The 26,260-nt window shown below is 59.7% G+C and carries 24 protein-coding genes and 1 pseudogene; 9 read left to right on the top strand and 16 right to left on the bottom strand.

The annotated features are described in order from the left end of the window. Positions 1-115 precede the first annotated feature (115 nt). The 4 genes from N5A93_RS16210 (at position 116) to N5A93_RS16195 (ending at position 4,299) form a co-directional block, all read left to right on the top strand. Positions 116-2,176, top strand: a complete 2,061-nt coding sequence (locus N5A93_RS16210; protein ID WP_268956143.1) for a TonB-dependent receptor domain-containing protein — start codon at positions 116-118, stop codon at positions 2,174-2,176. A gap of 330 nt (positions 2,177-2,506) precedes the next feature. Next, positions 2,507-3,643, top strand: coding sequence for a site-2 protease family protein (locus N5A93_RS16205; RefSeq protein WP_268956142.1), 1,137 nt, complete (start codon positions 2,507-2,509; stop codon positions 3,641-3,643). A gap of 111 nt (positions 3,644-3,754) precedes the next feature. Further along, a complete protein-coding gene (locus N5A93_RS16200) occupies positions 3,755-3,973 on the top strand; it encodes a dodecin family protein (protein WP_268956141.1) in 219 nt (72 codons plus the stop codon). 80 nt (positions 3,974-4,053) lie between these two features. Then, positions 4,054-4,299, top strand: coding sequence for a hypothetical protein (locus tag N5A93_RS16195; protein WP_268956140.1), 246 nt, complete (start codon positions 4,054-4,056; stop codon positions 4,297-4,299). 91 nt (positions 4,300-4,390) lie between these two features. Here N5A93_RS16195 and N5A93_RS16190 read toward each other — a convergent pair whose 3' ends face one another. The 10 genes from N5A93_RS16190 to N5A93_RS16145 all read right to left on the bottom strand — a co-directional run bounded on the left by N5A93_RS16190 (position 4,391) and on the right by N5A93_RS16145 (position 13,720). Then, positions 4,391-5,218: a transglutaminase-like domain-containing protein gene (locus N5A93_RS16190; RefSeq protein WP_268956139.1), complete on the bottom strand. Its 828-nt coding sequence runs from the start codon at positions 5,216-5,218 to the stop codon at positions 4,391-4,393. Next, complete coding sequence (locus tag N5A93_RS16185) at positions 5,215-6,264, bottom strand: permease (RefSeq protein ID WP_268956138.1); 1,050 nt, start codon at positions 6,262-6,264, stop codon at positions 5,215-5,217. Before N5A93_RS16185 ends, N5A93_RS16190 begins: the two co-directional genes overlap by 4 nt. A gap of 52 nt (positions 6,265-6,316) precedes the next feature. Then, positions 6,317-6,634, bottom strand: coding sequence for an ArsR/SmtB family transcription factor (locus N5A93_RS16180; RefSeq protein WP_268956137.1), 318 nt, complete (start codon positions 6,632-6,634; stop codon positions 6,317-6,319). 146 nt (positions 6,635-6,780) lie between these two features. Continuing rightward, positions 6,781-7,692: an MBL fold metallo-hydrolase gene (locus tag N5A93_RS16175; protein WP_268956136.1), complete on the bottom strand. Its 912-nt coding sequence runs from the start codon at positions 7,690-7,692 to the stop codon at positions 6,781-6,783. After that, positions 7,689-7,925, bottom strand: coding sequence for a thioredoxin family protein (locus N5A93_RS16170; RefSeq protein WP_268956135.1), 237 nt, complete (start codon positions 7,923-7,925; stop codon positions 7,689-7,691). Before N5A93_RS16170 ends, N5A93_RS16175 begins: the two co-directional genes overlap by 4 nt. Positions 7,926-7,966: 41 nt before the next feature. Then, positions 7,967-9,025: a permease gene (locus N5A93_RS16165; RefSeq protein WP_268956134.1), complete on the bottom strand. Its 1,059-nt coding sequence runs from the start codon at positions 9,023-9,025 to the stop codon at positions 7,967-7,969. After that, entirely contained in the window at positions 9,022-9,309 is a 288-nt protein-coding gene (locus N5A93_RS16160; RefSeq protein WP_268956133.1) for an ArsR/SmtB family transcription factor, read from the bottom strand. Before N5A93_RS16160 ends, N5A93_RS16165 begins: the two co-directional genes overlap by 4 nt. Before the next feature lie 273 nt (positions 9,310-9,582). Continuing rightward, complete coding sequence (locus tag N5A93_RS16155; RefSeq protein ID WP_268956132.1) at positions 9,583-10,545, bottom strand: ATP-binding protein; 963 nt, start codon at positions 10,543-10,545, stop codon at positions 9,583-9,585. Then, positions 10,545-12,893: a TnsB C-terminal domain-containing protein gene (locus tag N5A93_RS16150; protein ID WP_268956131.1), complete on the bottom strand. Its 2,349-nt coding sequence runs from the start codon at positions 12,891-12,893 to the stop codon at positions 10,545-10,547. The genes N5A93_RS16155 and N5A93_RS16150 overlap by 1 nt, the downstream gene beginning before the upstream one ends. Further along, on the bottom strand, positions 12,890-13,720 hold the full coding sequence (locus tag N5A93_RS16145; protein ID WP_268956130.1) for a hypothetical protein: 831 nt from the start codon (positions 13,718-13,720) through the stop codon (positions 12,890-12,892). The genes N5A93_RS16150 and N5A93_RS16145 overlap by 4 nt, the downstream gene beginning before the upstream one ends. Before the next feature lie 717 nt (positions 13,721-14,437). Here N5A93_RS16145 and N5A93_RS16140 point away from each other — a divergent pair. Next, on the top strand, positions 14,438-14,863 hold the full coding sequence (locus tag N5A93_RS16140) for a M20/M25/M40 family metallo-hydrolase (protein WP_268956129.1): 426 nt from the start codon (positions 14,438-14,440) through the stop codon (positions 14,861-14,863). Positions 14,864-14,916: 53 nt separating this feature from the next. On the opposite strand, the gene N5A93_RS16135 is transcribed toward N5A93_RS16140, so the two are convergent. From N5A93_RS16135 to N5A93_RS16125, 3 genes are all read right to left on the bottom strand, one after another. After that, the gene (locus tag N5A93_RS16135) at positions 14,917-15,588 is read right to left on the bottom strand and encodes a hypothetical protein (RefSeq protein ID WP_268956128.1); all 672 of its coding nucleotides are present in this window, start codon (positions 15,586-15,588) and stop codon (positions 14,917-14,919) included. A gap of 65 nt (positions 15,589-15,653) precedes the next feature. Then, a complete protein-coding gene (locus N5A93_RS16130; protein WP_268956127.1) occupies positions 15,654-18,269 on the bottom strand; it encodes an AAA family ATPase in 2,616 nt (871 codons plus the stop codon). Further along, positions 18,266-19,396: a metallophosphoesterase family protein gene (locus N5A93_RS16125; RefSeq protein WP_268956126.1), complete on the bottom strand. Its 1,131-nt coding sequence runs from the start codon at positions 19,394-19,396 to the stop codon at positions 18,266-18,268. The genes N5A93_RS16130 and N5A93_RS16125 overlap by 4 nt, the downstream gene beginning before the upstream one ends. A gap of 848 nt (positions 19,397-20,244) precedes the next feature. Here N5A93_RS16125 and N5A93_RS16120 point away from each other — a divergent pair. After that, positions 20,245-21,021 (top strand): hypothetical protein, encoded by a 777-nt coding sequence (locus tag N5A93_RS16120; RefSeq protein WP_268956125.1) that lies wholly within the window; start codon positions 20,245-20,247, stop codon positions 21,019-21,021. Positions 21,022-21,624: 603 nt separating this feature from the next. Further along, on the top strand, positions 21,625-22,146 hold the full coding sequence (locus tag N5A93_RS16115) for a hypothetical protein (RefSeq protein WP_268956124.1): 522 nt from the start codon (positions 21,625-21,627) through the stop codon (positions 22,144-22,146). Between the two features lie 140 nt (positions 22,147-22,286). Here N5A93_RS16115 and N5A93_RS16110 read toward each other — a convergent pair whose 3' ends face one another. Further along, complete coding sequence (locus N5A93_RS16110) at positions 22,287-22,463, bottom strand: hypothetical protein (RefSeq protein ID WP_268956123.1); 177 nt, start codon at positions 22,461-22,463, stop codon at positions 22,287-22,289. Positions 22,464-22,631: 168 nt separating this feature from the next. On the opposite strand from N5A93_RS16110, the gene N5A93_RS16105 reads away from it, so the two are divergent. Next, positions 22,632-23,519, top strand: a complete 888-nt coding sequence (locus N5A93_RS16105) for a viperin family antiviral radical SAM protein (protein WP_268956122.1) — start codon at positions 22,632-22,634, stop codon at positions 23,517-23,519. Positions 23,520-23,721: 202 nt separating this feature from the next. On the opposite strand, the gene N5A93_RS16100 is transcribed toward N5A93_RS16105, so the two are convergent. Together N5A93_RS16100 and N5A93_RS16095 are read right to left on the bottom strand one after the other, a co-directional pair. Then, positions 23,722-24,753, bottom strand: a complete 1,032-nt coding sequence (locus N5A93_RS16100; protein ID WP_268956121.1) for a hypothetical protein — start codon at positions 24,751-24,753, stop codon at positions 23,722-23,724. 247 nt (positions 24,754-25,000) lie between these two features. Then, positions 25,001-25,870, bottom strand: a complete 870-nt coding sequence (locus N5A93_RS16095) for an OST-HTH/LOTUS domain-containing protein (RefSeq protein WP_268956120.1) — start codon at positions 25,868-25,870, stop codon at positions 25,001-25,003. 191 nt (positions 25,871-26,061) lie between these two features. Between N5A93_RS16095 and N5A93_RS16090 the strand changes: the two are divergent. Further along, a pseudogene (locus tag N5A93_RS16090) lies at positions 26,062-26,260 on the top strand (hypothetical protein); the annotation flags it as partial.

Below are 26,260 nucleotides of genomic sequence, written 5' to 3'. Positions count from 1 at the left end.
CGCGCGCCATCGGCGCGCCGCGACCGCGATTCTGATCGCGATCGCGACGGTTCTGCGCCGGCCCTTCCGGGCCGGGGCGTCACGACGATCATTCAAGCAACCGGAAGGAAGACCTATGTTCTGTCCCGCAACGAAACGCCTTGGCGTCTCGGCCATTCTCATGTGTTCGCTGGCACCCTCTGCGCTGGCCCAGGCCGCCGCCGAGGCGGCAACCGAACTGACCCCGATCACCGTCGAGCGCCCGGCCCAGGCCGATGGCCCGATGTCGACGGTGCTTTTGCCGCGCGGCATCAACAGCACCCCGGCCTCCGATGGCGCCGCCATCCTGGCTACCGCGCCCGGCCTGTCGGCGGGGCGCATGGGCGGTCACGGGCTTGAACTGGTCATTCGCGGCCAGCAGCAGAACCAGCTCAACATCATCGACGCGGGTTCCTTTACCTATGGCGCCTGCCCCAACCGCATGGACCCGCCCACCAGCAGCGCCTCGTTCCTGCGCGCCGACGAGATCGTGATCGAGCGCGGCTACGCCTCGGTCACGCATGGGCCAAGCGGTTCAGGCGGCGCGGTGATCCTGAACCGCAAAGCTCCCGACCTCGGGCCGGACAAGCGCATCGAGGGCCATCTGACCGCGGGTGCGGGATCGAACGGCACCGGCACGGAACTGGGCGGGCATGTCGCCATCGATCTGGGGCGCGGATTTTATGCCGAGGCCGCAGCCGAGCGAAAGAACGTGGGCAACTACGTCGATGGCTCCGGGCGCACCGTGCGCAGCGCCTATGACCAGACCGGCGCTGGCGTCACGCTTGGTTACGCCGCCAATGGCGTCGAACTGGCCTTCGACTATGACTATTCTCTTGTCGAAGACAGCCTGTACCCCGGTGCGGGCATGGACAGCCCGTTTGATGAAACCACGATCTACCGTCTGCGCGGCGGGCTGGACCTCGATGCAGGCGCGCTGCGCCGGATCGAGGGCACGCTCTTCAGCAGCAGCGTCGATCACGTGATGGACAACTACACCCTGCGCCCGGTCATGCTCATGGCGATGCGCACCCCGGCGACATCGGACACCACCGGCGGCAATCTCGAGGCGCAGCTGGATTTCGGCCGGACCACCGCGAAGCTGGGTATCGACCACCAGTCAAACAACCGCGTGGCGATGATGTATGCCGGGATGCCGCCGATGATCCCGCTGCTCAACAACGCCGACCCGTCGCGCGCGCGTTTCCTGATGTGGCCCGATGTGACCATCAGGCAGACCGGCCTTTACCTTGAAACCGAAACCGAGCTTTCGCCCAAGACGATGCTCAAGGCCGGCCTGCGTTATGACCGCGTCAAGGCCAGCGCGGGCCTTGCCAATTTCGCACCTGCGCTGGATGCCGGGAACACGCCCAACACCTATTACACGGCGCAATACGGCACCACCTTCAACACCCCGCGCGAAGAGGACAATCTCGGCGGCCTGCTGCGGCTGGAATATGCGCTCAATCCCGACACCACGCTCTTTGCGGGGCTGTCGCGCTCGGTGCGCACCGCCGATGCCACGGAACGGGCGATGGGGCGCGCGAACTGGGTGGGCAACCCCGATATCGACCCCGAAAAGCACCACCAGCTCGACCTCGGGATGCAGATCGACAAGGGGGCATGGTATCTCAATGCCTCGGCCTATGCCGACTGGGTGGATGATTACATCCTGCGCGATCAGTTCAGCGTGTTCGGCGTCACCACCTATCGCAACGTGAGCGCCGAACTGAGCGGGATCGAGCTTTCGGCCGGATGGGAGCAAGGCCCCTGGGCAATCTGGGGCGACGCCACCTGGACGCAGGGCCGCAACACAACCGATGACCGCGACATCGCCCAGATCCCGCCGCTGCACGGGCAGGTCTCGCTGGCCTATGGACTCAATGGCTGGCGTGCGGGCGCGCGGGTGAACTGGGCGCTCGAGCAGACCGAGATCGACCCGGCGCGCGATCCGGGCCAGACGCCGGGTTTCGCCACGCTGGACCTGTTCGGCAGCTACGAGCTTTCAGAACACGCGACGGTCCTTGCGGGGATCAACAACGTCACCGACGAGACCTACGCCAACCACCTGAGCCGCGCCAACCTGTTCGACCCTGCGGTGACGCAGGTGAACGAAGCGGGGCGGACACTCTATCTCAAGGTTGAAGCGAAGTTCTGACGCGTCCCCGGAACCGCTTCTTCTGTCGCCCGCGCATCCCGTGCGCGGGCGGCACTTCTTTCCCGCCGGCCTTGCCGTCGCGAAACGATCCCGTCAGGTGCCTGCGCCTTCGCGAACCGACCCTCGCGCCCGTCGTCGCGCATCAATTCGATCACCCATATCTCAGGGACAAGCCGGCGCTGTTGGCCCCGCCGGGGGCTTCGGCTGCATCATCCGCCTCCGAGATGACGCGCAGATGACAGGTTGATCACGGTTAACGCGTGCGCGAACATGTTGGTGCAGGGTGCAGCAGGACGCCACGAGATATGTGAGCGAAGGAGGCACGAGGCAATGTTTGGCAAGAAGATCGATCTGTTTTCCATTCTCGGCTTTCGCGTGAGCCTGGATTTCACCTGGTTCTTTCTGGCAATCCTGATCGTCTGGTCCTTGTCATGGGGATATTTCCCGGCGGTGATCGAGGGTCTGAACCGCAACGCCGCGCTGGTTCTCGGTATCGTCGGGGCATTTGGGCTGTTCTTCTCGATCCTGTTTCACGAATTCTCCCATGCGATCGTGGCGCGGCGCTTCGATATTCCCATCACCGGAATCACGCTGTTCATCTTCGGCGGAGTCGCGGAACTGGAGAAAGAACCACCCAGCGCGAAATCCGAATTCCTGATGGCCATCGCCGGGCCGATCGCCAGCTACGTTCTGGCCGTGGTTTTCTATACCGTCGCCGTCGTGTTGTCCCCGGCCACCGCCGAGATGCCGGTTGCCGCGGTGTTTTCCTACCTGGCGCTGATCAACACGGTTCTGGCCACGTTCAACCTGCTTCCCGCCTTCCCGCTGGATGGGGGCCGCGTGTTCCGTGCGGCGGTCTGGTGGTGGAGCGGTGATTTGCAGCGCGCCACCAGGCTGGCGGCGGGCACCGGGCGCATCCTTGGCACGTTCCTGATGGTGCTGGGGCTTTTCAGTGTTGTCAGCGGCAATTTCGTTGCCGGGATGTGGCAGGCGCTGATCGGGCTTTTCATCATCGGCGCGGCGCGTTCCTCGGAGGTCCAGATGATCATGAAGAGCCACCTGAACGACGTTCCCGTCAGGCAGCTCATGGTGAGCAGCCCGGTGACCGTCCCGGCGGATATGCCGGTCGATGAGATCATCGAGGATTACATCTACCGTTTCGGGCACAAGGTCTTTCCGGTGGTGCGGGGTGACGTTCTTCTGGGTTGCGTCCGGCTGGACGATATCGGGCGGCTGCCGGTCGAGGACCGGGCGCGCCTGACCGCAGGCGACATCCTGTCCCGCGACGGGCTGGAAAGGACTGTCTCATCCGGCAGTTCGGTGATGGATGCGCTCGATGTCATGAGAAAACACAACACCAGCCGCCTGCTGGTCACCCGGAATGGCGCGCTGGCGGGCATTCTGACCATGCGTGACATCATGAACTACGTGGCGGTTCGTCAGGAAATCCAATCCACCCCAGCCTGAGGGCAGCAACAGGCAGCGCCCGTTGACGCCGGTCAAGGCGGGTTGGTCCGGTGAAGGCTAAAGTCTCATTCCGAGGGGCAGAAGCGCCCCGGCAATGAAGGGGGGCCATACATGTCCATGCTCAAGGTTATCGAAGTTCTCGCGGAATCGGACAAAAGTTTCGAGGACGCGGCTCAATCCGCCGTCATCAAGGCGTCGGAATCGGTGCGCAATATCAAATCCATCTACATCAAGGACATGAACGCAGCGGTCGAGAACGACAGGATCGTCAGCTATCGCGTGAATGCGAAGATCAGTTTCCTGCTTGAGGATCAGCCGGCTGCGGGCTGAGGCATGTCTGCGCGGCGACAGCGAAAGCGCAGCGCTGCCGACACCGCGACCGGAATTGACATGATGAGGGTGCAGTTTTCATGACTTACGATCACACGATCCCCGCCGCAGAGAGCCTTCAGCCGATACTGGCGAAATCGCGCGTGCCATCTGAAAAACGAAAGGGTCGCCGCATCGCCGGAAAGCTTGGGCATGAGCCCGAAACAGCGCTTCGCGCAATGCGGGATTTCGGCCTCTGCGATCGCGAGATCGCCCGGTATTATGAGGTCACGCCATCCACGATACGGCGGCTTGAGCGCTATTACGGTATCGACCATTATCCATGATCGCCCCCTGCACCGGCGCGCTCATGTATCGTGCGCGCTCCGTCGCGCCCCTCGGGCGGGTACGGGGAACCCGCGAAATTCCGACAGCTTTTCAGCCCTGCAGCCGCGCGACAAGCTCCACGCGCAGAAGGTCACCCGCGACAAGCCGCATCGGTTCCGCCAGAAGTTTCAGCTGCCCCGAAAGGCCCGGCGCTGCGTAGCGATGCCCCATCGAATGCCCCAGCGCCACGCGGCGTCCCGGACGCGGGTTGAGCCCGGCTTGCGTCGGCCCCAGCCCGGCCTTGACGTGATGCGCGATATCCCATTCCTGCAGGCATCCGTCATGGCGTGTAACCACCCAGCAATGCATGTCATGTGTGACCCCGCCGTTCTCCTCCGGGAAGAAGTAGCCATAGACATAGCCGGCCTCGTAACCGCAGGCGCGCAGGCTGGCGATGAGATAGGTGTTGATATCCACGCATGATCCCGGTGTCAGCCCGCAGGACAGATAGGGAACCGCATCGGCGCCGTCGTTGAACCGCGTCTCGGGGTGGCCGTAGTCGAAGCGGGATTCGGCCTCGGCGACCAGTGCTGCGATGCCCGCGCTGCCGCCGCCGGCGCCTTGGGCGATCTTGCGGCTGGCTTCGGCCAGATCCCCCGCCGCTTGGGTGAAACGGTTGTGACGCTCGACAAACATCTGTTCGGGGTAGCTGCCCGTCGCCGAAGCGTCGCCCAGGCGATAGGTCAGGCGCAGCGGCCCGCCATCGGCCACGATCTGAACGGCGCAGAGCGCCAGTTCGGGGTCAAGCAGGGCCGCGGCGATCCGCCCGCCACTGACCGAGGCGTCCTTGATCGCGTCATGTGGCGTTGTCATGCCGACCGGCGCCAGAAGGGTGGCACCGGGATCAAGTGCCTCGATATCGACGCTCAGGATGCTCATGCCAGTCCCCAAAGCTGAAACAGAAGACCGGCGGCGAAGGCACCCGACAGCGAAAGCGCGAGGTAGAGCAGGAACACGCGCGGTTTCACCAGGGCCCAGACCGCGAGGGCCGCCGGAAGCGACGTGACGCCGCCCGCCACCAGAAAGGCCAGCCCGGCCCCTTGGGCCATGCCCTGTTCGATCAGCCCGCCGACAAGCGGCAGCGCGGCGTAGCCGTTGAGGTAAGCCGGAACCCCGACAAGCGTGCCAAGGGCGATCGGTGCCAGCCCGCTGCCCCCCAGGACCGAGGTCACGGTCTCGGCGGGAATGAAGGCCAGCATCAGACTTTCCAGCAGGAAGGCCAAGGTCAGCCATTTGGCCAGGAACAGGGTCACGCCAAGCGCTTCGCGCCCGAATTTCGCGCGCCGCTCCGCGTCCTCCCAGAAGCGCCACATGACCGGTTTGGGGTCGCGGACCTTGGTGCCGCCACAGCCGCCATTGCCGATTCCCTCGCGCAAGGGGGCGGACAATCCACCGGCGCGCGTCAAAAGATGCGTCGCCCAGCCGCCGAACATGCCAAGGCCGATGGCGGCCAAGGTCTTGGCCACGGCGAATTCCAGCCCCAGAACGCCCGTGGTCAGCACGAACATCGACGGGTCCATCACCGGCGAGGCCAGCCAGAAGGCCATGACCGCCGATAGCGGCACGCCCATCGCCAGCAGCGCGGCGATCAGGGGAATCACACCGCAGGAGCAAAAGGGCGACGCGCCCCCCGCCAGCGCAGCGAGGGCGATCATGACAATGGGCGTCCCCGTGAAGGCGCGCGCAATCAGGTTGTCGGCACCTGTCGCCCCGGCCCATGCGGCCACAGCGATGGACAGGATCAGGAAGGGCGCGGTGCTCAACAGGGACTCGAAGGTGAACATCGCGCTGGCCCCGGCCTGTCGCGGATCGACAAGCGCCAGCAGGGCAAGGATCAGCGCCGATGCCAGCCAGACCCTTTGTTTGTGCCACAGGGCATGCAGGAACGGTGCGTGACTTGGCGTGTCGATGCTTGTCTTGGACATTTCTAAATTCCCGGAAATCTGGTTTCTTTTGGGCAAGGAAAAACGGTGCAGATCATGCCACGTCTTCCTCCGATCGAAGCGATACGCCGGTGCAGCATTCGGATGTAAGGAACGAAAGGACCCGTTGCATGGCCGGATAGTCAACCCTGTTGAAGACCTCGCGCCCGCGTTTTTCCTGCAGCACCAGCCCGGCATCCACAAGCGCCGACAGATGATGTGCCAGCGTGGAGGGAGGCAGGTTGAGATGGCCGCCGATATCCCCGACGCGAAGACCGTCCTCTCCGGCTTTCACCAGAAGGCGAAAGATCGACAGGCGGGCATCATGTCCGAGAGCGGCAAGGGCGCGGGCGTTGGGGTTGGTTGTGATCATGGAGTCCAAAATAACCATAAAACTGGTTTTGTAAAGTCATTTCACCGGCCATCACCGAATTGACGCTCGTCAGGATACGACCGCTTCGCCGTGCCCCTCTGTGTCGCGCCCGCCATATCCGCGGGTCGGCCTCCGGTGAAACCCCGCTATTCCCACTCCATCTGCTCAAAGGCGGTCTGCGCATTGCGCCCTGCAAGCGCGTCGAACTGCTCAAGATGGGCGAAGGCCGACTGGTCCACCTCGGGGGCATCCATGATGTCGCCGCCCGCGTCAATCAGGGCACCGATCCGGGTGCGCAGGTTCATGAGATAATCGTAGGTGTCCGCACGCGCATGGTCCATCGTCGTGGCATGGCCATGGCCGGGGACCACATGCGCCGCGCCGGTCGCCTCCACCGCCAGAAAGGCGGCGGGCCAATGGGTGATCGAGCTTTGCTCGCCCACGCCCAGGATGCGCTCGACATAGACGATATCGCCGGTGAACACCGTCTCGCGCGCGGGCACCCAGACAAAGCTGTCGCCCGGAGTATGCGCGGGGCCGGGATGCACGATCTCGAAACTCAGACCGCCGATTTCCAGACTGTGCGCCTCGCCGAAGGTTACGTCGGCATGGACAGGGTCCGTGCCCGCCAGCGCATCGCCGATCAGTTGCGACAGTCCGGTCATCTGCATCGAGGCGCGGGCCTTCTGATCCTCGACCGCCGCGTCGCTGGCGATCAGGGTCGCGCCCTGTGCCTGCCAGTATCCGTTCCCCAGCCAGCGGTGATCCTGTCCGCCGGTGTTGATGACATGGGTCACGGGCTGGTCCGTCAGGGTGCGAACCACCGCATGCAGGGCCTCTGCCCCCTTCCAGGACCCGCCGGGATCGATCAGCACCGCGCCCGCCCCGGTCACGACCAGCCCGAAGGTGGCATTGTTGGCAAGGTTCGCGGCGCTGCGCTGTTCCTTTTCGCCCACGATGGCCCAGACACCCTCGGTCACGGGCTGGATTTCAAGCGTTTGCGCCGTGGCGAAGGCAGGCAGCGCGACGGCGGCCGCAGTGATCAGGGCGCGGATCATGATGACAGCCACGCGTCGAGTTTCGTTTCGTCGGGCAGGCCGCCGGCATGAACCAGCTTGCCATCGACCGAGACACCGGGCGTGGACATCACGCCCGCCATGGCGATGGCTTTCGGATCGGTGACCTTTTCGACATCGACCCCGACTCCCAGCCTTGCGGCGGCGTCGCTTATCATGACGGCTGTCGCTTCGCAGCGTTTGCAGCCGGGGCCATAGACCTTGACGGTTTTCATGTTCGTGTCCTTTCAGAGAACGGATCGACCAAAGATGCCGATCACAACAGGAAGTTGAAGAGGAAGCCGGTCGCCAGAATGCCAGTGGCGACAACGGCGATGAAGATCGCGATCAGCCGATAGGTCAGAACCTGCTTGAGGATGATCATCTCCGGAAGCGAAAGCGCGATGACCGACATCATGAAGGCCAGCGTCGTGCCAAGCGCGGCGCCCTTGCCCAACAGCGCCTCCACGACCGGGATGACTCCCGCCGCGTTGGTGTACATCGGCACGCCCACAACCACCGCCGCAGGCACCGACCACCATGCCTCGCCGCCCATGATCCGCAACATCGTGGCCTCGGGCACATAGCCGTGAATTAGCGCGCCGATCGAAATGCCGAGAATGACCCAGATCCAGACCTTGCCGACGATCTCACGCACCTGTTCCCCCCCGATCTTCAGCCGGCCGACCAATGTCAGCCGTTCCTCGGGCAGATCGTCCACAGGCCCCGCGTTCAACGCTTGCACCCAGTCCTGCAAATACCGCTCCAGCCCCATCCGGCCCAGAACGAAGCCGGAGATGGTGGCGATGCTGAAGCCGAACACCAGGTAGATCGTCGCGACTTTCCAGCCCACGATGCCGTATAAAAGGCCCAGCCCCACCGGCCCCACCATCGGACCCGCGATCAGGAATGAAAACGTCACGCCCAACGGCACGCCCGCCGACACGAAGCCGATAAACAGCGGCACCGAGGAACACGAGCAGAACGGCGTGAACACCCCGAGAAGCGCGGCCAGCGGATAGCCTGCGATCTCGCGCTTGCCGGCAAGAATGGCACGCGTCCTTTCCGGGCTGAACCAGCTGCGCAGGACGCCCGTGACGAACACGATGCCCGTGAGCAGCAAAAGAACCTTGGGCACATCATAGACGAAGAACGCGATCGCCTCGCCGGCATGGCTGTGGCGCGCAACCGGGACCAGCGAGGTGACCCATTCGGAAAACGGGATCAGCTGGCTGTAGAGAAACCAAAGGACGATGGCCGCCAGTGGAACCCCGGCATACCACAGAAGGTCCGCACGGGCCGGGCGGGCAACGTCATGCTGCGTTTCAGTGGTCATGCGCAGGCCTCCTGAACGTTTCCCGCGGCGGCCAGCACCGCGTCGATCACCGCCGCCAGCTCTGGCGCAAGATCCGGGTTGCGCCGATAGCGGACCCATTGCGCGTCGCGCCGGTCCAGCACCAGACCGGCCTCTCGCAAGACCTTCATATGGCGCGACATCCTGCTCTGGCTCGCATCAAGACGCGCCATCAATTCGCAGACGCAATGCTCGCCCCCGTCCCAGACAAGGCTGAGCGCGGCACGGCGCGTGGGATCGCAAATGGCTGTCAGAGCCTGCTGCATGGGTGCATGTTTATGCGCCCAGACGCATATGCGCCTTGATTCATGTCAAACCGCAACCCGTGCCAATGGGGCATAAGAGTGCGCACTTCACAGATTCGCCACGCGAATCACCATAGGTAAGTGATTGATATATTTATATTATATTTTACATCATCGAATGCGAATGTCATAAGCATGCGCGTTGGGACGATATGTGTGCGCACCTGAATGTGAAGAAGGCAAAAGAAAAGGCCCGCCTAAGCGAGCCTTTATCTTTAGATGATTTCGAAGAAATCAGCGCGTCTGTTTTAGAATGTCCATCAACTTGTCTTGGTTGAAGCTGTCACGATAATTCGGCATGGTGAAGGGCGAATAGCCGATCGGGGTCGAGTAGGTTTTCGCGTACGCATGAGAAAAATGTTCCGTCGCGCAAACCGTGTCGCCAAGGATCTGACAATGCGTGAACGCCTCGATCAGCATCTCGATGACCAACCCCCAGCGGTCGCAGCAGGCGAAGGCGAGACGTTCGAAAAAATCACTCGTCGCAAGAGGGTTAAAGTCCAGCCCTGCCTTCTCCGCGTAGCTGAAGGTCAACTGCAAAATTTCATCCATATCGGCCTGTCGGGTCAGGTCGATTTTCTCAAAATGAACTGTTCTTAGGAGTCGGGCCAGCTGTTCTTCTTTGGCGACATGCGTGGCGAGGCTCGGGATGCCTGATAGGATCAACATCAGGGGCCAGCGTGGCTCCTTCAAGAGCGTTTTGAAACTGTCGAGTATTTGCTGGTTGGTTCGGTATCCCTCTTCTGTGAAAACGTGTTGGCACTCGTCGAAATGAATGCCGACCACGCCCTGAAGCTCGGCGTATGTGTGGACCATCTCCCAGATGGCAGCCTGAGTGCGGCGGCCTTTCAATTTATAGCCGAGGAGCTCCAGGATATTAACGCCCAAGTCCTTCCAGGTGATCTTGCCAGAGAGAAAGCAGTGAATGATTTTTGCGGGGCGACCGTCGGGCATAATCACCGATCCGTCGTTGAATTTTGTGCGCAGACGCAGGATTTCGTGGGATTTACCTTGGCGCGACTCGCCAATGACGAGCACGCCCCGCGCTTCGAAAGGCTTCCCTGACGATGCCTTGGTATAATAATCCGTCGCACACCAAGATATCGCCTCGAACAGTTTCTCTCCTCTGGGGAACGGAAAATGGGCTGCCTTCAGAGGCGCGGAAGCCTTCACTACTTGTTGATTGATAAAAGCCATTATTCGAGGTCTTTCAGGTTTTTGGGGCGCGGCAAGATCACGTCGGAGGTCGACGGCTTTCCCAGCAACTGGGCATTGCGGGACGACCCTCCGGATGCCGAATTAGAATTGGGCGGTTCGAATTTCGTGAGAGCGCCTATATCAGGATCTTTGGAGCCGGTATTGTCCGCTGCCCGGGCGGGATCATTCGTCACCTTCCCGTCGATTGGCGCCTCGTCATGGCCAATACGATATACTCCTTCGGATGGCTGAAGATCTGTGATCGCTCCCGGTCGAGTTGTTCCAAGGATCGGTTGTGACGGGATCACCCGCGCACCGGAGAAGACCGCCTTTGCCATAGCTTTGCATTCAGCAATCGTCGAGTAGCTGCGAGGCAGATTATGTTCCACACCGATGGCGGTAATTTGATCATACCGCTGCTTGCGCGTACGCATCACCCGGTCCTCATGGAAGGCTGCGGATTCCGGATCTTCCCGCCTTTGTTCGGCCATAAGTCGAAGGATTTCCGGAAGCGTCATATCTGCAAAAGCCGTCATCTGAAGGTGAACTTCGACTGGCTCCTTCACCTTGGGCAACACAACAGTTGCGGAGTTCATATTGTCGGGATCGACAAAGACCTTCACCTTTCCTTTAACTCTGTATTCATCACGTTTCTTCTGTAGTTCATCGGAGTTGAACCAGATGCCCTGAAATAACCGGACGCCCTCATCCGTGGGGGTGACTTCTTGCTCCCACCCGAGATGAATTCGCCGATTATGCGGATCAATCAGCGGTATGTGGCCGCGGGTCTCGTTGATGGTTTCATAGACGTCACGGGGGCGGCGTCCGCCCATCCCGACGCCGTAGTGACGGGTGGAAGGATATTCGTCGACAAAGTATCGCGTAATGATTTCATGGAGCTGCTCGACCGTGAGAACACCGTTTGCCATGGCGTCATAACCGGGCAGTTCGCCCGGCCGGCCGCCGGTATAGCCGGGCAAAAGCTTAAAAATGTCCAGCTCGACCGTCCCGAATAAACGCTCCATGGTAGCCCGGTCCGTCGAAGAATAGGTCCGTGTAACGGTGTTGATACTTCCGATGCCCATAAGCGCTCCGACTGCTGTCGAATTGCGCAAGCCTGACCCATTGTCGTTCTTCACGTGCATCAGGCCAACTGCGGCGGCCGGTTCTCCACTACATCCGTAAAGGCGCTTTTCCCTGGTCTTGTCACGAGTTGCCATTCGGAAGAGTGCCAACGTGGCTTCTGAATTCGGGGTTTCCGAAATCACCCAAGCGAGGGGCATGCGGGTCGCCACGTCTATCATGACCAAGATCCAGAACCGGGATTTGATATACTTATCCAAATTATCCAGCGCTTCTTTTTCATCGTCGGACATGCGCTCCCAGAAGCCAGCCAACTTTGCCGAAGCTATGAGGGAAATCTTGCATTCATCGATTTCCACCAGTTCCCCAATCATGAGAGCTCGCAAATCGGTGCTTCCACGCCCGCGTTTGTTACGGGCTTGGCGGAGGCCTTCAGTCGCGACCAATTGCTCAGTTGGGGTTAAGAGAAGGTCCCGATGGTCACGCAGCGTCTTTTGGGACGGCACTATAAGTTTGGGCAACTCATTGCGGGCACGCTTCTTGTTTTCTTCCCAGATGCGTGTCTCAAGACGCTTGTGGACATTGGAAACTGTGGGCTTTTTCTGGTCCAGACCGAAGTTGTCCCAAACCTCGGTCATCAATTCACGAAGTCGCAGGCCAATCTTATCTGTACGATTGCCCTTGAGGTGATCCAATGTGACCAAAGCATCAATCGGGGACTCGTCAGGCGCCAGGCTTTCAAAAACCCTGAAATACCTCATCAAAGTGCGTCCCTTATACAGATACATGCCCTTTGAGCGCCCACCCCGAGGTGGGTTGATCAGCACCTTTTCTCCGAAGATTTCACTTGCAACGGCAGCAAAGAAGCGACGCGCGGCCGGGCGGTCGGCAATTCGATCCGAAAGCTCGAAGTTCGGATCGCCGCGTTCGGCACGGATTTGTGCGCGATAGGCCAACATCCCCTGGCACATCGCCAGATGAAATCTGCCAATTTCGCGTTGATCCTTGGAGAGAGCTTCGGATGAAGCGTATCCGCCAAGCCGTTGTTTCAGACGCGCACCGTTCTCTGGCAAAGCCGTATCAATTGTCGCTCCTGGAAGCTTGAGCTGTTCGACCAACTTGGCAAAGGGCAGAACAGTGGTGATCCCATCGTCACGGCCAACCACCTTGTATCCGTGCGCATTCTGTCCGGAAATCACCACCGGGCGCTCCAGGAGCGTCATTTCGGTTCCGGGAAGGAAGTTATATCGTGGAACCACTGTCATGCCGCCACCTCGATCTGAGAATTTTCCCACAACACATGGTCGAGGTTGGCGCGGAACGCACCTTGGGCGATCAGCCGGTAGCAGGCGGCAAATGCGCGTGGTGTGGAGACAGGCGCGTGTGGGAAGAGGTCCTTCATGTAATAGAAAGACTTGACCGAAAGTGCGGTCTCCAGCAGGGCCTCATCAGCCTGTGGATCCGGGTTAAACACGAAGTGATGCATCCGCATTAGATTGTCACGACGCTGACGCGTGTAGTCATTCGCATTGACCACAATCATGTCGTTGGCGGCGTGCTTGGGCGTGGCGGCCACGATTGCGTTGATCTGACGCTGTGTCTTGGGCTTCTTGAGGCTTTCTTCATTACGAACGAAAATCAGCCGCCTGTACCCATTCCGGAAAGTGATCTGCAGGTCGTGAGTATATGAACGCCGGACACCGTCCTCGTCGCGGTAATGAACGGTGAGGGGTTGAAACGTGACATCGTAGATCTCGCGGGACATCACCGCCTCCAACCCTGGTGCCGCCTCAGCGGCGCTTTCAGCGATGCCAACCTTCGGCTGCCAATCGTTTGCCGGGGTGCGGTAGGTCAGAAAGACCTTGTGTGAGGTATTGCTGCGTGCACTCGGGTTCCGAACCCCATCGAAGGAGAGAACATCGCGGATCTCACCGAGTGAGAGCGCGCTTGCGCGAGGGAGTTTCGGGAGTGAGTAGTTCCACGAGTCATGATCGATGACGGTATCTTCTGTTTCGAGATACTCGCGTTTCGTTGCGTCACGATCCGCCAGTGTTTCTCCGGGCAACACATTATCCTCCGAATAAATCGGCATTTTGATTTCCTTTCGCATAGGAAGGCCACCCGCCGGACCTCGGTCCGACGCTGCCCGAAGGCGGCGGCCGTATTTTCGGGATTTGTTGAAATGAACCGATTGGCTCTTAGTTGTCGGTCATTTCAAGGTTATGGATCTAAAGATCCGATTGATTAGACTGTGTAGTCAGCTCTTGACATCCACTTCTTCCTCCATTCTCTCTCAATCGTGTTTCCTGCGGCTTGCCCGGTCTCTTGGGTTGGGCAGCCAGGACATTGGCTGGTTACATTTTCGGCGAAACGACCCGGTCGAGTTGACCTGTGAAATCCGCCGTCCCGGGCCTCGTTTCGAGGGTCAAAGTACCCAGCACGCCACCTCGGGCAACTGCTGATTTTGCCCAAAATTTTTCTCTAAAAATTCCTTCCGAGCGGAGATGGTTGATACCAGTGAAGCCCAAGGTGCTGTTTTTGTGTTATTTTCTCTGCCGACCTCCATCTCGCGCCAAAAAAAACATCTGCGCCGGCCCCTTCGCGTCTGTCTCATCTACGAAATCTCCGGCGACACTCGGATTGTCGCGTGGCGAAAATGACACACGCCTGATGGTTTTGAAAAATGTGATGGAGGTTCGAAGCCTGCCTTATCGGAGAAAATCGATTCGACAGAACGGGCGACATAGCGTCTTTGCGTCCCCAATCCGAAACACGCCAGGAAGATTCGGAGTGGTACGGATGGCAGTATATGACCACGCGTTGCACCTATGACCGTCTCGGTGAATTGCCAAAGAATGATTTCCCATCTATTGCACAGCACGAAGCCGGAGTTGCGAGCTTTTCTTTTCCCGCTTACCCGGCGATGAGCGATGCAAGTGGCACCGACGCATTCGGCGAGCTGCGCGTGATAATGCCCGAATGGTCTGGCAAGGTCTCTTACGGTTCTGAGGGCTGCATCTTTGAGGTGGAAGGCCGAATCCCTGCAGTGATCGTAGGCCCGGGCTCGATCAAGCAGGCCCACAAGGCAGACGAGTTCGTCGAAATCGGGCAGATAGACGCCTGCCTCCGGTTCCTGGACAGCCTACTCGATGAAATCGCGGACCAGAAAGACTGGAATTTCTGCTTATTGGAACAAGCGGTTGCGGGTTTGCACTGCAGCAAATGGCCGGTCTGATGAAGCTGCATAGCGGCGACAGATACGCTCGTGGATGCTGGTGCTGTGCCACTTCATTCCGGGTACCGGATGCCGCGAAAGGTGGGAAAGTCCGCATATCCCTGCTGCCGGGCGGCAAGAGGCTCATTGGGCTCGCAGCCGGAAGCCAGCAGGGTCCTTGTGGGCCCAATCCAAGATGAAATCTTGCGCTCCGGGTTCTCTCGCCAAGTCAGGTTGAAGGCGGCGCGCGTCGGGAAGAAGGTCATGGCGTGATAGTCCAGGTGATCGTGCATCCACCACGCGAGATCCTTCCAGTCGCGCCCGGCCTCGAATTTCCGGGCGAACCACGGAATGACGATCGAGCTGCACGCCCCGAGGTTCCCTTCCGCATCCCGCTGATCCCAGATATGGGAGGCTCGGTTGGCCTCGATCGATGCACAGTTCAGCCCATTCCGGTTGCCGAAGTCATTGACCTCCGGGGATCGGTAGGCCGAACGCACCTCGATTGGGCCAAATGTTTCCACCAACGGTTCGAGCAGCGTTTGGGCAAGGGCGCGTCCCGCCCGCACCGCAAGTGCCGGATCATCAGGAATATTGGGGATGCCTTCGAATGCGCCTATTTCCGAGTAGAGGAAATTGCGCATGAAAAAATGCCGTGAGAGTTGTTCCCGGCCAAGTTTCTCCAAAGTTTTTACGCTGGATGGACGGCCGCGGTAACGCGGTTCCGGTAGTTCATCATTGTACATAATGATTTTCCCTCAATGTCTGATTGTTCGCGGGCACATGTGTGGGAGAAGTCCAAGGCGTTCTGTCAGTCGGCCGGCTCCATGTTTCCAGGCGCGGCCAGACGCAGAGCCTTGCCGCCCAGATCGCGGAAGGCGCGCTGGCGGCAGGTCAGGACGATGATCTGCAAATCGCCCGCCTGTCGGTGCAGAGCGTCGAACATCCGCTCGATCCGGTCGTCATCGGTGAAGACCAGCGCATCGTCGAGGATCACCGGCGCGACCCGCCCGGCGGCGGCCAGCATCCGGGCGAAGGCCAGCCGGACAAGCAACGCCACCTGCTCCTGCGTGCCGCCCGACAGGATGTCGATCGGCTCTTCTTGGCCGTCCCGGATCAGCGTGTCGGGAAGCAGGGATTCCTCGCCCCAAGTCAGCTCGGCCTCCGGCCAGAGCAGGTGCAGGAGCGGCTTCAATTCTCGGGCGATGGGGGTGAAGTAACGATCGCGCGCCTCGGTGCGGGCGGCCTCTAACGCTTTCTCCAGTCGCTGAAGCACCTTCACCTCGTGTTCGATCCGGGCGAGGCTGGCCGAGGCTGCGCCGAGCGCCTCTTCGGTCTCGGCCAGCCGTTCCTCGACGGCATCGCCCGAAGACCGGGTGATGCGTTCGTCAAGCCGGGCGAGTAGCGGTTTCAGGCGGGCGATCTCGTCCCGCGCGCCCTGGTCGACCGAGACGGCCCGTTTCAGCGTCGCTTCAGTGCCGGCGAGGTCGGGGGCGTTGTCCGCCTTCGAGGCATGACTCTTTGCGGCGGCCTCCAGCGCTTCGGCCGCTTGGCTCGCCTCGGAGGCCAGCGTTTCTTCAGTGCTCGTACCGTATTTCGCCAGCGCGCCCTCGGCACGCAGCAGACGGTCCTGCAGCGATCCGAGCGCGGTCTCGGCGCCGGTGGCTGCCTCGCGGGCGTCCGATACACGTTCCGACGCGGTGTCACGGGCAATGCGGGCCTGCTCGTGGGCAGCGCGCGCCGCCTCCAGCGCCACCTCTACCTCGTGCAGGTCGGGGGCATCGGCGTCGTCCTCCACCTGGGGGATTTTCGCCAGCGCCTCGCGCAGCGGGTCGATCCCATCAGGGGCAAGGCTTTGCAGAACAGCTTTCGCCTCACCCGCTTTGCGTTCCGCCTCGGCCCTGGCGGCGCCGGCTCTGCGGGCGGCGTCCAGATCGTCGGCGCCGATGGCGTCGAGTGCCTTGCGCAAGGCGGTGGCAGCAGCCTCGACCGAGCTGTCGTCATGTCCCGCGTCACCGGGGCGGATCTCCAACTCGCCAATACCCTCGATGGTGAACCTCGTGGCGCGGGGCAGGGGTACAGGTTGCCCGTCGGGCAAAGCCATGTCCTCCGAGCGGATCATGCCGACGTGGCCTTCGTTGTAATGGGCGACGACCTGTGTCGCCGTAGCGTCCCGCGCGGCGACGGCCGTGGCGTGGTTGGCGGCGAGAGTTTCGATCCGGCTCAGGCTCTTGGCATCCGGGCCGGAACGCGCCGCCGCGGCGGCGATCTCCATAGCGCTACGCGTCTTCTCGGCCTCGGCGATCCGCGCCGCCAGTTCTCGCCGTCGGTCGGCGCCGTCTCGGGCAGCCTGCGCGCGCAGGGCGAGGTTGCGGGCGGCCTCGGCATCCTTCAGCTCGGTCTGCGCGGTTTCGAGGTTGCGCTCGGCTGTGTCTCGTGACCTGCGCTCCATCTCCAACGCGGCCTTGCTGTTGCTTGCGTCGGCTTCTGCGGTCGCCGTCAACTCCGCGGCTTTCGTCTTTTCGGCGCGGGCCTCCCGGAGCCCGTCGAGCCGCGCCAGCGCGTTCTCGGCTGTCAGCCGGGCCATTTCCACTTTGTGCGCCTCGGCGTCGAGGTCCTGAGCATGGCGTTCCGCCGCCGCATGGGCCGTGCGCGCGTATTCGAGCTTTTGCCGCCGATCCTCAACTGCCTCGGGATCTTCCAGTTCGCGAAGATCGCGCCGGGCCCGTTTGCGTTCGGCCAGAGCGCCTTGCAGATCCTCAGCCGTCGCTGCCAGCGCGTCGCGCTCCGCCCTCAGCTCCTCTACCCGGTCCATGGCAATCTTCCACGGGCCATTGGCATAGGGCCGCCCTGTCTTGGTTGCGTAGCCGGCCAGTTCATCACGGCACTGCGCCAGCGCCATGTCCATCCGCCGCCCGCCGGTCATCGCCTCGACCTCCGCGCCAACCGATGACATCAGGTCGCGCCGCGCCTCCAGCGCTGCTTGCTGTTCCTTTCTGGAGCCCCCCATCAGGTCGGTCATACCCTGCCGCACCCAGATCAGGCCCGAGGGTCCGCCGTTATCCCCACCAAGCAGGTCCGCGATCCATGCCTCCGCCTCGTCGGCTTGCGCGATCAGCGTACCATCGCGGTGGACCGTCGCGGCGGGCTTCTGCAGCCACCGCTTCATCACGGTGAACCGTTTGCCCTCGGCCTCGATCTCTGTGGACACCTGCGGCGCGCCGCCAGCATGGGGGCGCAACGCCGTGACATCTTTGTCGCGCGAGCCATGGGGCTTGAAGAACAACGCCTGAATTGCGTCAAAAAGCGTCGACTTGCCCTGCTCGTTGGGCTCGCAAAGCACGTTCAGCCCGTCGCCGATGTCGTCTACGCGCACCTGCTCGGTGAAGCGGCGAACATTGTCGAGAGTGATCGAGCGGATCTTCATTCCGAGGCCTCCCGGACATAGGCGTAAAGCCGGGCGAGCGCGTCGGCTGCAACGTCGCGATCCTCCTGCGGCAGGGCGTCGGCCTCGGCATCGTCCTTGAGCGTATTGGCCGCCAGCCGCAGCGCGCCGCCGCGGTCGATCTCATCGAGATCAGCGGCGTCGTACTGCGTGCCCAACGCATCCGTCACCAGGTCGAAATGGGCAAATTCGGGCGCAGATGCCTCCGCAGCGCGTTCCAGGTCCGCCCGGTCGGGCAACCCGGCCCAGCCGGTCGCCGCCACGCGCATCAGGATATCGCGCCGCCCGGACAGCGGCAGAGCCTCAGCCAGCGCAGCCGCTGCATCCTGCCGAGGGTGCAAGGGTAGCTCGATCTCTTGCCAGAGGAATGTGCCGGTCTCGATCTCTTCTACCTTCGGGGTGGCACCCGGCCCGTCGAGCTCGACGCAGAGGCAGACGCCCCGGCGGCCATGCTTGAAGCGGTCCTGTTCCGGTGTGCCGGAATATTGCACACGGTCCGATACGGCCATGCGGCCATGCCAGTCCCCGAGCGCGAGATAGTCGAGGCGCGCGCTCTGGTCACGGTCGGGCGCGATCGCATCGCCGGACTCGGTGAAGTCGGTCACGCCGCCATGCGCCAGCCCGATCCGCAACCGGCCTTCGTCGCTCACCATGTTCACCAGCGGCTCGGACGGGTCGGAAGCACCGGAGCGGAAAGCGATGGGGCAGGGCAGCAGCGTCGCCATGTCGCCTATGTCATGTGGCGTGGAGCCGAGCAGAGTCTTGACGTTGTCCGGTGCATTTCGACAGATAGTCTCCCACAGCGGCTCGGCATCGCGGAGATTGTCGTGGTTGCCGGGCAGCATCCACCATGTAACGTCTGGTGTTTCTGCCATTGCACCAAGTGCCTGTCTGATCACGGTCGCAGAGGGGGTCGCAGTGTCGAAGGTGTCTCCGGCAAGCAGGATATGCTCTGCCCCATGGTTGTACGCTGCTGCCGAAAGGCGGGCAATCGCGCTATGCCGGGCTTCCATCAGACGTCCGCGGATATTGCCGTCTGCCGGCTCCGGGATATTCGCGAATTTCCGGCCAATGTGCAGGTCGGAGGAATGAATGAATCGAAATGACATGGCAGCTCCTGAAAAGTGTTTCCCCAGTCGTTATCAGATTCGCGCTCTGTGAATTCGGTCATGGGGGTGTCAAAAGTGGTCATCTTGGAGATGGCTTGCTTTTGCCTGCTTTTCTTTTGGTTGAATTTCAGCTCTCCCCTTCATCGAAACCTAATCCCAAGGGTTGTGAAATGAAAAGGACCAGAAAGTAAAAAATGACACCAAAAGAGCCAGCCCTTTGCATTTCGTGGTGCAGATGAGCGCGGAGGGCTCTGAGTGCAATGTCCGTTTCGAGGTCATCTTGGCCACGGCGCCTCGGGTCGGTTTCGCGCATGAGGCGAGACGCTCTTGGTCGTGAACGGCCCAAAGCGGACACCGTGTGCCCAGTCGCAGCCTCCCCAGAGAGGTCATTCGCTGCACACGCACATTTGGAAACAGGCGAGCGGCGGCACCGCGAACGAACGGATCGCTTCCGCCACCGTCGTCTTACCTCAAAAGTTCTCGATTACGACTACAGTCATGCTCGTCAACAATTTACTTGGCCTCCAAAGCTGCGATAGGATCGCTTAGATATTGTCGTTCCTTATGTTTTTGCCAGGGTCATTATGCTGACAAGCAGTGCGCTCTTCCACCTTTGGAAGCGGCAGGTCTTTCTCCGAAATCGCCACGACGAACTTTCGTCGCTCCTTGGGTGTTCTTGGCTTCATACCGGCATATACATGATCGGATGCGCCGACCGTGTGGTGTACATCGGGCAGAGCAATCAACTCAGTCAACGATCCATCGACAGTCTTGGGCGTGTCTATCACAGGGTCCCAGACACGTGGCTTCCATGGTCTATGGCCTTCGCGCCCTGCGCCTACGAAGACATGGACGAGTATGAAAGCGCAGCCATTCGGGCCTATGCGCCCGAGTTCAACACTTCGGTACCGAGCCTGGAGAAAAGCCTTGGGCGAATGCCTGTCATAGCGGGTACTGCACAAGTCTTCGCTGATCAGGCGTCGCCAAGTACGGCGTTTTTCCCGAAAAGCGTGAAGTGCCAGATTGAAGAGGCTTCCAAGAACTCGACGCCACCTTGGATAAAAGGTAAGGCGGTCCCTCCGGGCGACGTCAGTGCCGAACGCGAACAAAAGTTTGACCTTCGCGATGTGAATACATCTGGTCAAGATATCTTCGACGCGTTGTCAGCACAACGGAGAAGCGAGAAGCGGCTCACGGCATCAACGCAGAGACCGGCGAGGATCAAGACCTACATCGAGCACAAAGGCGTCGAGATCCACATTGACGAAGTAACGTCAAGCGAAGCCGGTGAGCGCCACCTATCCTTTGAGTGGATGGCAAAAAGCTACGGCAAGGTAATCGGCAGTGGAATGGAACCGGATAAGGCGACCGCTGCCACCAAGGCCATCGCCAATGCCGAAGAACATCTGGCACAGCCATATCGGTTCAAGATCAATCTGTGCGACGACGGTTCGGTGGTTACGAGGGATGGCGAGTATCTTGGCACTTGGGAGATGGACGATAACGACCATCCCTCATTTACACCAGACGGCGAGGCTGAAGTGCTGTTATTCGAAGTGTGGATCGGTCTGCTTTGCCAGAAGATAGCAGATTGGCATGAGGCTCAGGACCAAGCCCCGACATAATGAATGTGCCCTTGGTTCTTGTTCTTCAAACTGCACACGTAGCTTTCGGCCCATCCCGGTCTTTCAAGGCTGCGGAAAATGCGAGTTGCAGCTTCTCCGGATCGGTCGTTCATAGGTCGCGCAGAAAGATCAGCTGTCGACGGAGGCGATTAGAGAACCCCGTGGGGCACTACCCGGTGCAGACGGTGTTGGACAATCTCCCGAGCGCGAGAGTAGTGGGTCGTTTGCATTCAGGGATACTGTTGTTTTGTCCTGTCGGTATATTGTCCGCCGACATCGGAATGGTACAGAAGTGCAGTCTCCGTTGGGAAGCAACATGGTTCGAAGATACCGGAATACACAAGGGTAAAGTTTGGGATTTATGATGACAGACACGCTTCTAACGATGATTGAAAGTGCCTCAGGATCGCTCACGCAGCTGACCAAAATTCGTGTGTGGAAAGCTACCCTCTACCTGAAAGCTGCAAGCCGAAGAATCTGTTCTCGTGGCCCAACACGAGGTTTCTCGACGAAGAGGAGGCATCATTTCTTGAGGCTCGAGGCGTCTGTTTGCACGACAGTCGCGTCAAGTCATTCTCCGTTCCATACAGATTGTACGATAAAATGAAAAAGGTGGATGTCGATGATGTAGCTGCAATTGAGAGGACAAGAGCGTTGTTAGATGTGTTTCGGATAGTTGCCGAGGGCAAGCCCGTTATCGGAATTACAGCAGCTTGGGACACTGCGGAGCATCCGAATCGTATAGTTCCCACCAGCGCGTCAGACGCTCAGCGGCTAATGGAGTTCGGAGCACACCAAGACAGTTTCCTCGTCTTCCATCGACAAGGCGAGAAGTATGATATCAAGTTACGCCCAATTGCTTTTCGGTTCGTTTTGCAAGAGCGGCCTGAACTCAGAGATTTCGCAATCTCCAGGGAAGACCTGAGAAGATTTGTTAGCAACAAAGTGGATAGCAAAGGTCGAAAGGATCGGAATATTGTGTTTAGTGCAAATAGGCAGTACTTGCGTGATGTCGTCTACAACACGAACGATGCAGTCGAAAAGCTCGTTGGCAACTATGATTTTGTAAGTGAGTTCAAGAAGCTGGTGGCGGTCGGTGCTGCTGATCGTTGTATCGGTAGGTGAGCGCAAGATGTGCTGCGGGTTGGCGCTGGGTCTGGTCGCCGAAGCTCCTCACGGCCCCTTTGCGGTCACTCGCCGAGGTGAGTGGCGCCACGCCGCAGCTTCGCCAGACCGGTCATTCATGCATCGGCCAGTAAAACGGCTCAAGGGATATCAAGTAGGCGGGCGATCTCGCCGGCATTGGCGCGGATCCACGCTAAAAGGTCCCGGGTCGCGATGAGGCCCGCCTCGACCTTGTCTTCTTCCTCCTCGAAAGAGCGCATCGGATTGACACCGGGCGTCCTGGCGCGAATGGAGAGGCTCTGCCCCGCGGTTTCCACTTGGTAGGGGAGTTCAAATGAGTGACCTGGATAGGCAGCACTTATGTCACAGGCAGGTATTGCAGGCATTACTGAGCCCAAGATCAATTAAAATGTCCCGAGAATCCCACGTCTTTGCGCTGCCCGCATCGGCCATTTCTTCAAGCACACTTTTGCAAGGAGAGCGCAATGGAACTTCAACCTCAACTCGTGGCGAATTGGCATGTTACAGAAGCCTGCAATTATCGTTGCAAGTTTTGCTACGCGCATTGGTCCAAACCAAAGGCTTCGGAACTTTGGCGCGATCATGCCGCGTGTAGGTTGCTGATATCGGAACTGGGCCGGTTTCTGTCACCTGAAAACCCGCTTTGGGAACAACGGTTTGCCCGCCGGCCGCGACTTAACATTGCCGGAGGTGAGCCGACGCTTTGGGCGGGCGAGCTCAGTCACGTGGTGGATCACGCCGTTGCAGCCGGGTTTGACGTGAGTTTGATAAGCAATGGCAGCCGTCTCGAGACGTTGCGTAATATTGCATCAAGAATTTCAATGCTCGGTCTCAGTGTGGATTCCACTCGTTGCGACGGGAATTTGCGGATCGGACGGGTGGATAGAAAGGGCGCGCAAATCGGCTCGGACGATCTTATCGACTTGGTCCGCGAATTGCGCACCGCCAACCCTGCACTGCAGATCAAGCTGAACACGGTCGTGAATGCGGTGAATGCCGAAGAGGATTTCTCGACACTCGTTTCCAAAATTGCACCAGACCGTTGGAAGGCTCTACGAATGTTGCCGTCCTACAATGACGAGCTGACCGTGGATGAAGCGACATTTGAAAGGTTTGTCAGCCGCCATGCCGCTTTCCGGCGCATCCTTTCCGTCGAGGACAACCCCTCGATGGTCCAGTCCTATCTTATGATCGATCCGCATGGCCGCTTTTTCCAGAACAGGCTGGACAGTAAAGGATATTACTACAGCGAACCCATCCTCGATATCGGGATCGAACGTGCGTTTGCGCAAATCCCGTTCTCCATCAACAGGTTTCTTGCGCGCTACCAGCCTCTGGAGAGCACGTCATGAAATACTCGACCAGCAAAGAGATCGAGAAAGAGGTGCAATCGCGCGTGCGTGAGAGCTGGCAGTATGTCCGAAAACGCAAACATGGGAGGCTGGTGTCACCGACTGGTGGCTTTGTAATCGTGCCATGCACCCCCAGTGATCGCCGGGCTCTTCGCAACTTCCGGCGCGATGTGGAACGGGTGTTGAACAGGCAGGCAAAATGTCACGCAGGCTGATTTGCCTCGCTCCAGTCCTCCTCCACCTCGGCCGCGGCGAGCAAAAAAACCTTGCGCGCCTTGGTGACGTTCTGCTTTTGCAGATACCTGTAGGAGCGCGCGACAAAGGCACAATAGCACAGCCCCAAATCGAGCCGGTCGTGGAGGTCGGAGTTGGCTTTGCAGACATCTGAGGTTTCGCTGACGCGTTTGAGATCATTTCGCAGCCTGTCCAGTGGTGGCACGTCTCTTCCACTTGCAACCTTTGACCATTCAATGCGCGCGCTTTCAGGATCCAAATGCGGAGAGAGCGCAGCGTAGAAGCCGCTCTTCGTTTCGTAGCCAAGTGCGCCTTGGGCCGTGTCCAGCCACCTTGCTAACGCCAGACGCGGCCCTCTACGGATGGCATCCCCACACGCAAGTTTACGGAGCGCCAGGACGCTCTCGGTCCGGTCCGGCCCGGTTTCGATTAGCAGGTTAAAGACAAAGACGCTCGCCATGAAAATATGTATCGGTGCCATGATAGCCCGCAAATCGGCGCGGTTGGTTGTTTCGAGCATGCTGGCACACTCGTGGAAAAGCGGTGCAACGCGGGATTTCGGCACCCGGCGCAGTTCAGAAGCGAGCGCTTTCGTCCCCCCTGAGGTCACGACCGCTTGCAAGTGATCCGAGGCAAGGACTACGTCCTGAACGGCCATAAGCGTATGCGCGCCTCTTTTGCGTAGACCGAGTTCCGCGATGGACCAGGCACCAAGCCGGATCACTTCGGGAGGCACATCTTGCGGGGATAGAAAAGACAACCGGTGTTTAGCTTCAAGATGTCTGATGAACTTTGTAACCGCAGTCTTGGTCGCGTTGCCGGTCTTACGCGCTCTCGTCCAGAACCTGTGTTGCGCTTCGTTGCCACCAACGCCCGCAACACGCGGTCCGAGCATGGAGTTCTTCACAGGCATTCCAACAATGTCGCAATAGTCTTCCGGGTCGAGCAATAATCTTGCAAACTGCGTATTTTCATCGGAGGGAATCTGGGTTTGAGTCATTTTTGTCTGCGTAGCCTCGGGCTTTGATCGCCTGTCACCATAGTTAAGTTATCTATATGGCAAATGTTCGGTCTTCGTAAGCGTTCGCCGTGCGGGCTGCGATCTTGGAATAAGCTTGGCACAGCGTGATGGGCAATTACCCGATCGGCCCTTACCAGTCACTCATAGCCGCTACCTGCGCTGCGGTGCAGCTTCCCAAAAGTGGCCGTTTGATGAAGCGTAACAATTCGCGCGACGCCGACGTATCTTAAAGCGGATTCGCGGCACTCTCTTTCTCCCGATAGAAGGCCATGCGTTGCCCATGCATTTCAAAATACCGAAGTTCCAAGATGGGGGACTCATGCACGACCTGCCGCCAACTTTGGTATCCATATTTGGCAGGCAGTTGCTCGGGATACCGTTCGGCAATCCATTTGCCAGCCTCAACCAAATGCGCCCACCCATCGGCGGCCAGGGCACCGAATGCTTCTCGTAAGGCCGCCACTATACCCGAGGCATTCGACTCTACTGTGCCATCGGGAGCAATTCCGTTGTCGAACCAGTCTGCGAACTCTGCCGACTGCATAACGTTCACCATCGCCTGCTGCACGTTTTTCATCTCTTCGGCCCATTCCCGAAGCTGTCCTAAATTTCGGTCGATGCGGCTGTATGCGGTGACAAGAGCATCTTTCGCGCGACGGCATCCGTTCACGCTCCAAATGTCATGCTGCTCGATGAAATGGTGAACCAGATTGTTTCGAAGGCCTACCAATTCTCCAAGTTCGTGCTCTGCCTGAGCAAAATCTGCGTCCGATAGGCCGACTGACGTCTGCATTGCGAACCAATTGACGTTCTCTGGAGAATTTATGGGCGTGTCTTCGCCATGACCGTTCTTGTCTGCAATAACATACGTTCCAAGGAGTTCGTTAACCAAGGTGCCGAGCGTCTTACGCGCCGTGCCGTCAATTTGCGCGGCCCGAGTCCGCTCCAACTCAAGAATTGGCCCTGAGGCCCCATAATGTGCCACCATCGCCTTGATTAGCCGCTCATACTGTTGCAACCGCAACATGCATCGACCCAGCAATCGCTGAACTTCACGCTGATGTGTCCGCAGGTCTTCATCTTCAAAAGTCGACATGGTCGCATCCGGTCTCCATCCCGTTCACATTAAACATGTATCGACCGTAGAAGCGAGGCTACCTATGAATTTGTCGACCCCGAAATCATTCCGAAGCTCACGGCCCAGAGCATGCGTAATTGGGCTGCCTCTGTTCTGAGGTCGAGCTGCCGATAGGATCACAGGATAGCTGTGAACAAGGGAGATAAATGATGGAATATTTTGCTGGACTGGACGTGTCGCTGCGGTCGTGTGCGCTTTGCATTGTTGATGGTAGGGGCAAGGTGGTGCACGCACGCGAACTCACGGTCAATTGTACGTCGTCAGATAATTTGGGACGCTTGAGCGGTTTTCGGATTGGAGGCTCTGGCCCATCCTTGATTGAGATTATGCGGTTTCAGTTTCGTGGCG

Origin of the sequence: Roseovarius salincola, from assembly GCF_026891095.1 — a bacterium.
In the GTDB taxonomy this organism is placed as follows: Bacteria; Pseudomonadota; Alphaproteobacteria; order Rhodobacterales; family Rhodobacteraceae; genus Roseovarius; species Roseovarius salincola.
This window is presented reverse-complemented; position numbering and strand designations above follow the sequence as displayed.

Bases quoted from the DNA above. Each gene is read 5' to 3' on its own strand.
- N5A93_RS16165 (WP_268956134.1), bottom strand. From the start codon at position 9,025: ATGACCACTGAAACGCAGCATGACGTTGCCCGCCCGGCCCGTGCGGAC.
- N5A93_RS16195 (WP_268956140.1), top strand. From the start codon at position 4,054: ATGACTTACGATCACACGATCCCCGCCGCAGAGAGCCTTCAGCCGATA.
- N5A93_RS16130 (WP_268956127.1), bottom strand. From the start codon at position 18,269: ATGAAGATCCGCTCGATCACTCTCGACAATGTTCGCCGCTTCACCGAG.
- N5A93_RS16190 (WP_268956139.1), bottom strand. From the start codon at position 5,218: ATGAGCATCCTGAGCGTCGATATCGAGGCACTTGATCCCGGTGCCACC.
- N5A93_RS16100 (WP_268956121.1), bottom strand. From the start codon at position 24,753: ATGACTCAAACCCAGATTCCCTCCGATGAAAATACGCAGTTTGCAAGA.
- N5A93_RS16125 (WP_268956126.1), bottom strand. From the start codon at position 19,396: ATGTCATTTCGATTCATTCATTCCTCCGACCTGCACATTGGCCGGAAA.
- N5A93_RS16155 (WP_268956132.1), bottom strand. From the start codon at position 10,545: ATGGCTTTTATCAATCAACAAGTAGTGAAGGCTTCCGCGCCTCTGAAG.
- N5A93_RS16115 (WP_268956124.1), top strand. From the start codon at position 21,625: ATGAAAAAGGTGGATGTCGATGATGTAGCTGCAATTGAGAGGACAAGA.
- N5A93_RS16135 (WP_268956128.1), bottom strand. From the start codon at position 15,588: ATGTACAATGATGAACTACCGGAACCGCGTTACCGCGGCCGTCCATCC.
- N5A93_RS16095 (WP_268956120.1), bottom strand. From the start codon at position 25,870: ATGTCGACTTTTGAAGATGAAGACCTGCGGACACATCAGCGTGAAGTT.
- N5A93_RS16210 (WP_268956143.1), top strand. From the start codon at position 116: ATGTTCTGTCCCGCAACGAAACGCCTTGGCGTCTCGGCCATTCTCATG.
- N5A93_RS16175 (WP_268956136.1), bottom strand. From the start codon at position 7,692: ATGATCCGCGCCCTGATCACTGCGGCCGCCGTCGCGCTGCCTGCCTTC.
- N5A93_RS16120 (WP_268956125.1), top strand. From the start codon at position 20,245: ATGGACGAGTATGAAAGCGCAGCCATTCGGGCCTATGCGCCCGAGTTC.
- N5A93_RS16180 (WP_268956137.1), bottom strand. From the start codon at position 6,634: ATGATCACAACCAACCCCAACGCCCGCGCCCTTGCCGCTCTCGGACAT.
- N5A93_RS16150 (WP_268956131.1), bottom strand. From the start codon at position 12,893: ATGACAGTGGTTCCACGATATAACTTCCTTCCCGGAACCGAAATGACG.
- N5A93_RS16160 (WP_268956133.1), bottom strand. From the start codon at position 9,309: ATGCAGCAGGCTCTGACAGCCATTTGCGATCCCACGCGCCGTGCCGCG.
- N5A93_RS16145 (WP_268956130.1), bottom strand. From the start codon at position 13,720: ATGCCGATTTATTCGGAGGATAATGTGTTGCCCGGAGAAACACTGGCG.
- N5A93_RS16140 (WP_268956129.1), top strand. From the start codon at position 14,438: ATGACCACGCGTTGCACCTATGACCGTCTCGGTGAATTGCCAAAGAAT.
- N5A93_RS16170 (WP_268956135.1), bottom strand. From the start codon at position 7,925: ATGAAAACCGTCAAGGTCTATGGCCCCGGCTGCAAACGCTGCGAAGCG.
- N5A93_RS16205 (WP_268956142.1), top strand. From the start codon at position 2,507: ATGTTTGGCAAGAAGATCGATCTGTTTTCCATTCTCGGCTTTCGCGTG.
- N5A93_RS16105 (WP_268956122.1), top strand. From the start codon at position 22,632: ATGGAACTTCAACCTCAACTCGTGGCGAATTGGCATGTTACAGAAGCC.
- N5A93_RS16200 (WP_268956141.1), top strand. From the start codon at position 3,755: ATGTCCATGCTCAAGGTTATCGAAGTTCTCGCGGAATCGGACAAAAGT.
- N5A93_RS16185 (WP_268956138.1), bottom strand. From the start codon at position 6,264: ATGTCCAAGACAAGCATCGACACGCCAAGTCACGCACCGTTCCTGCAT.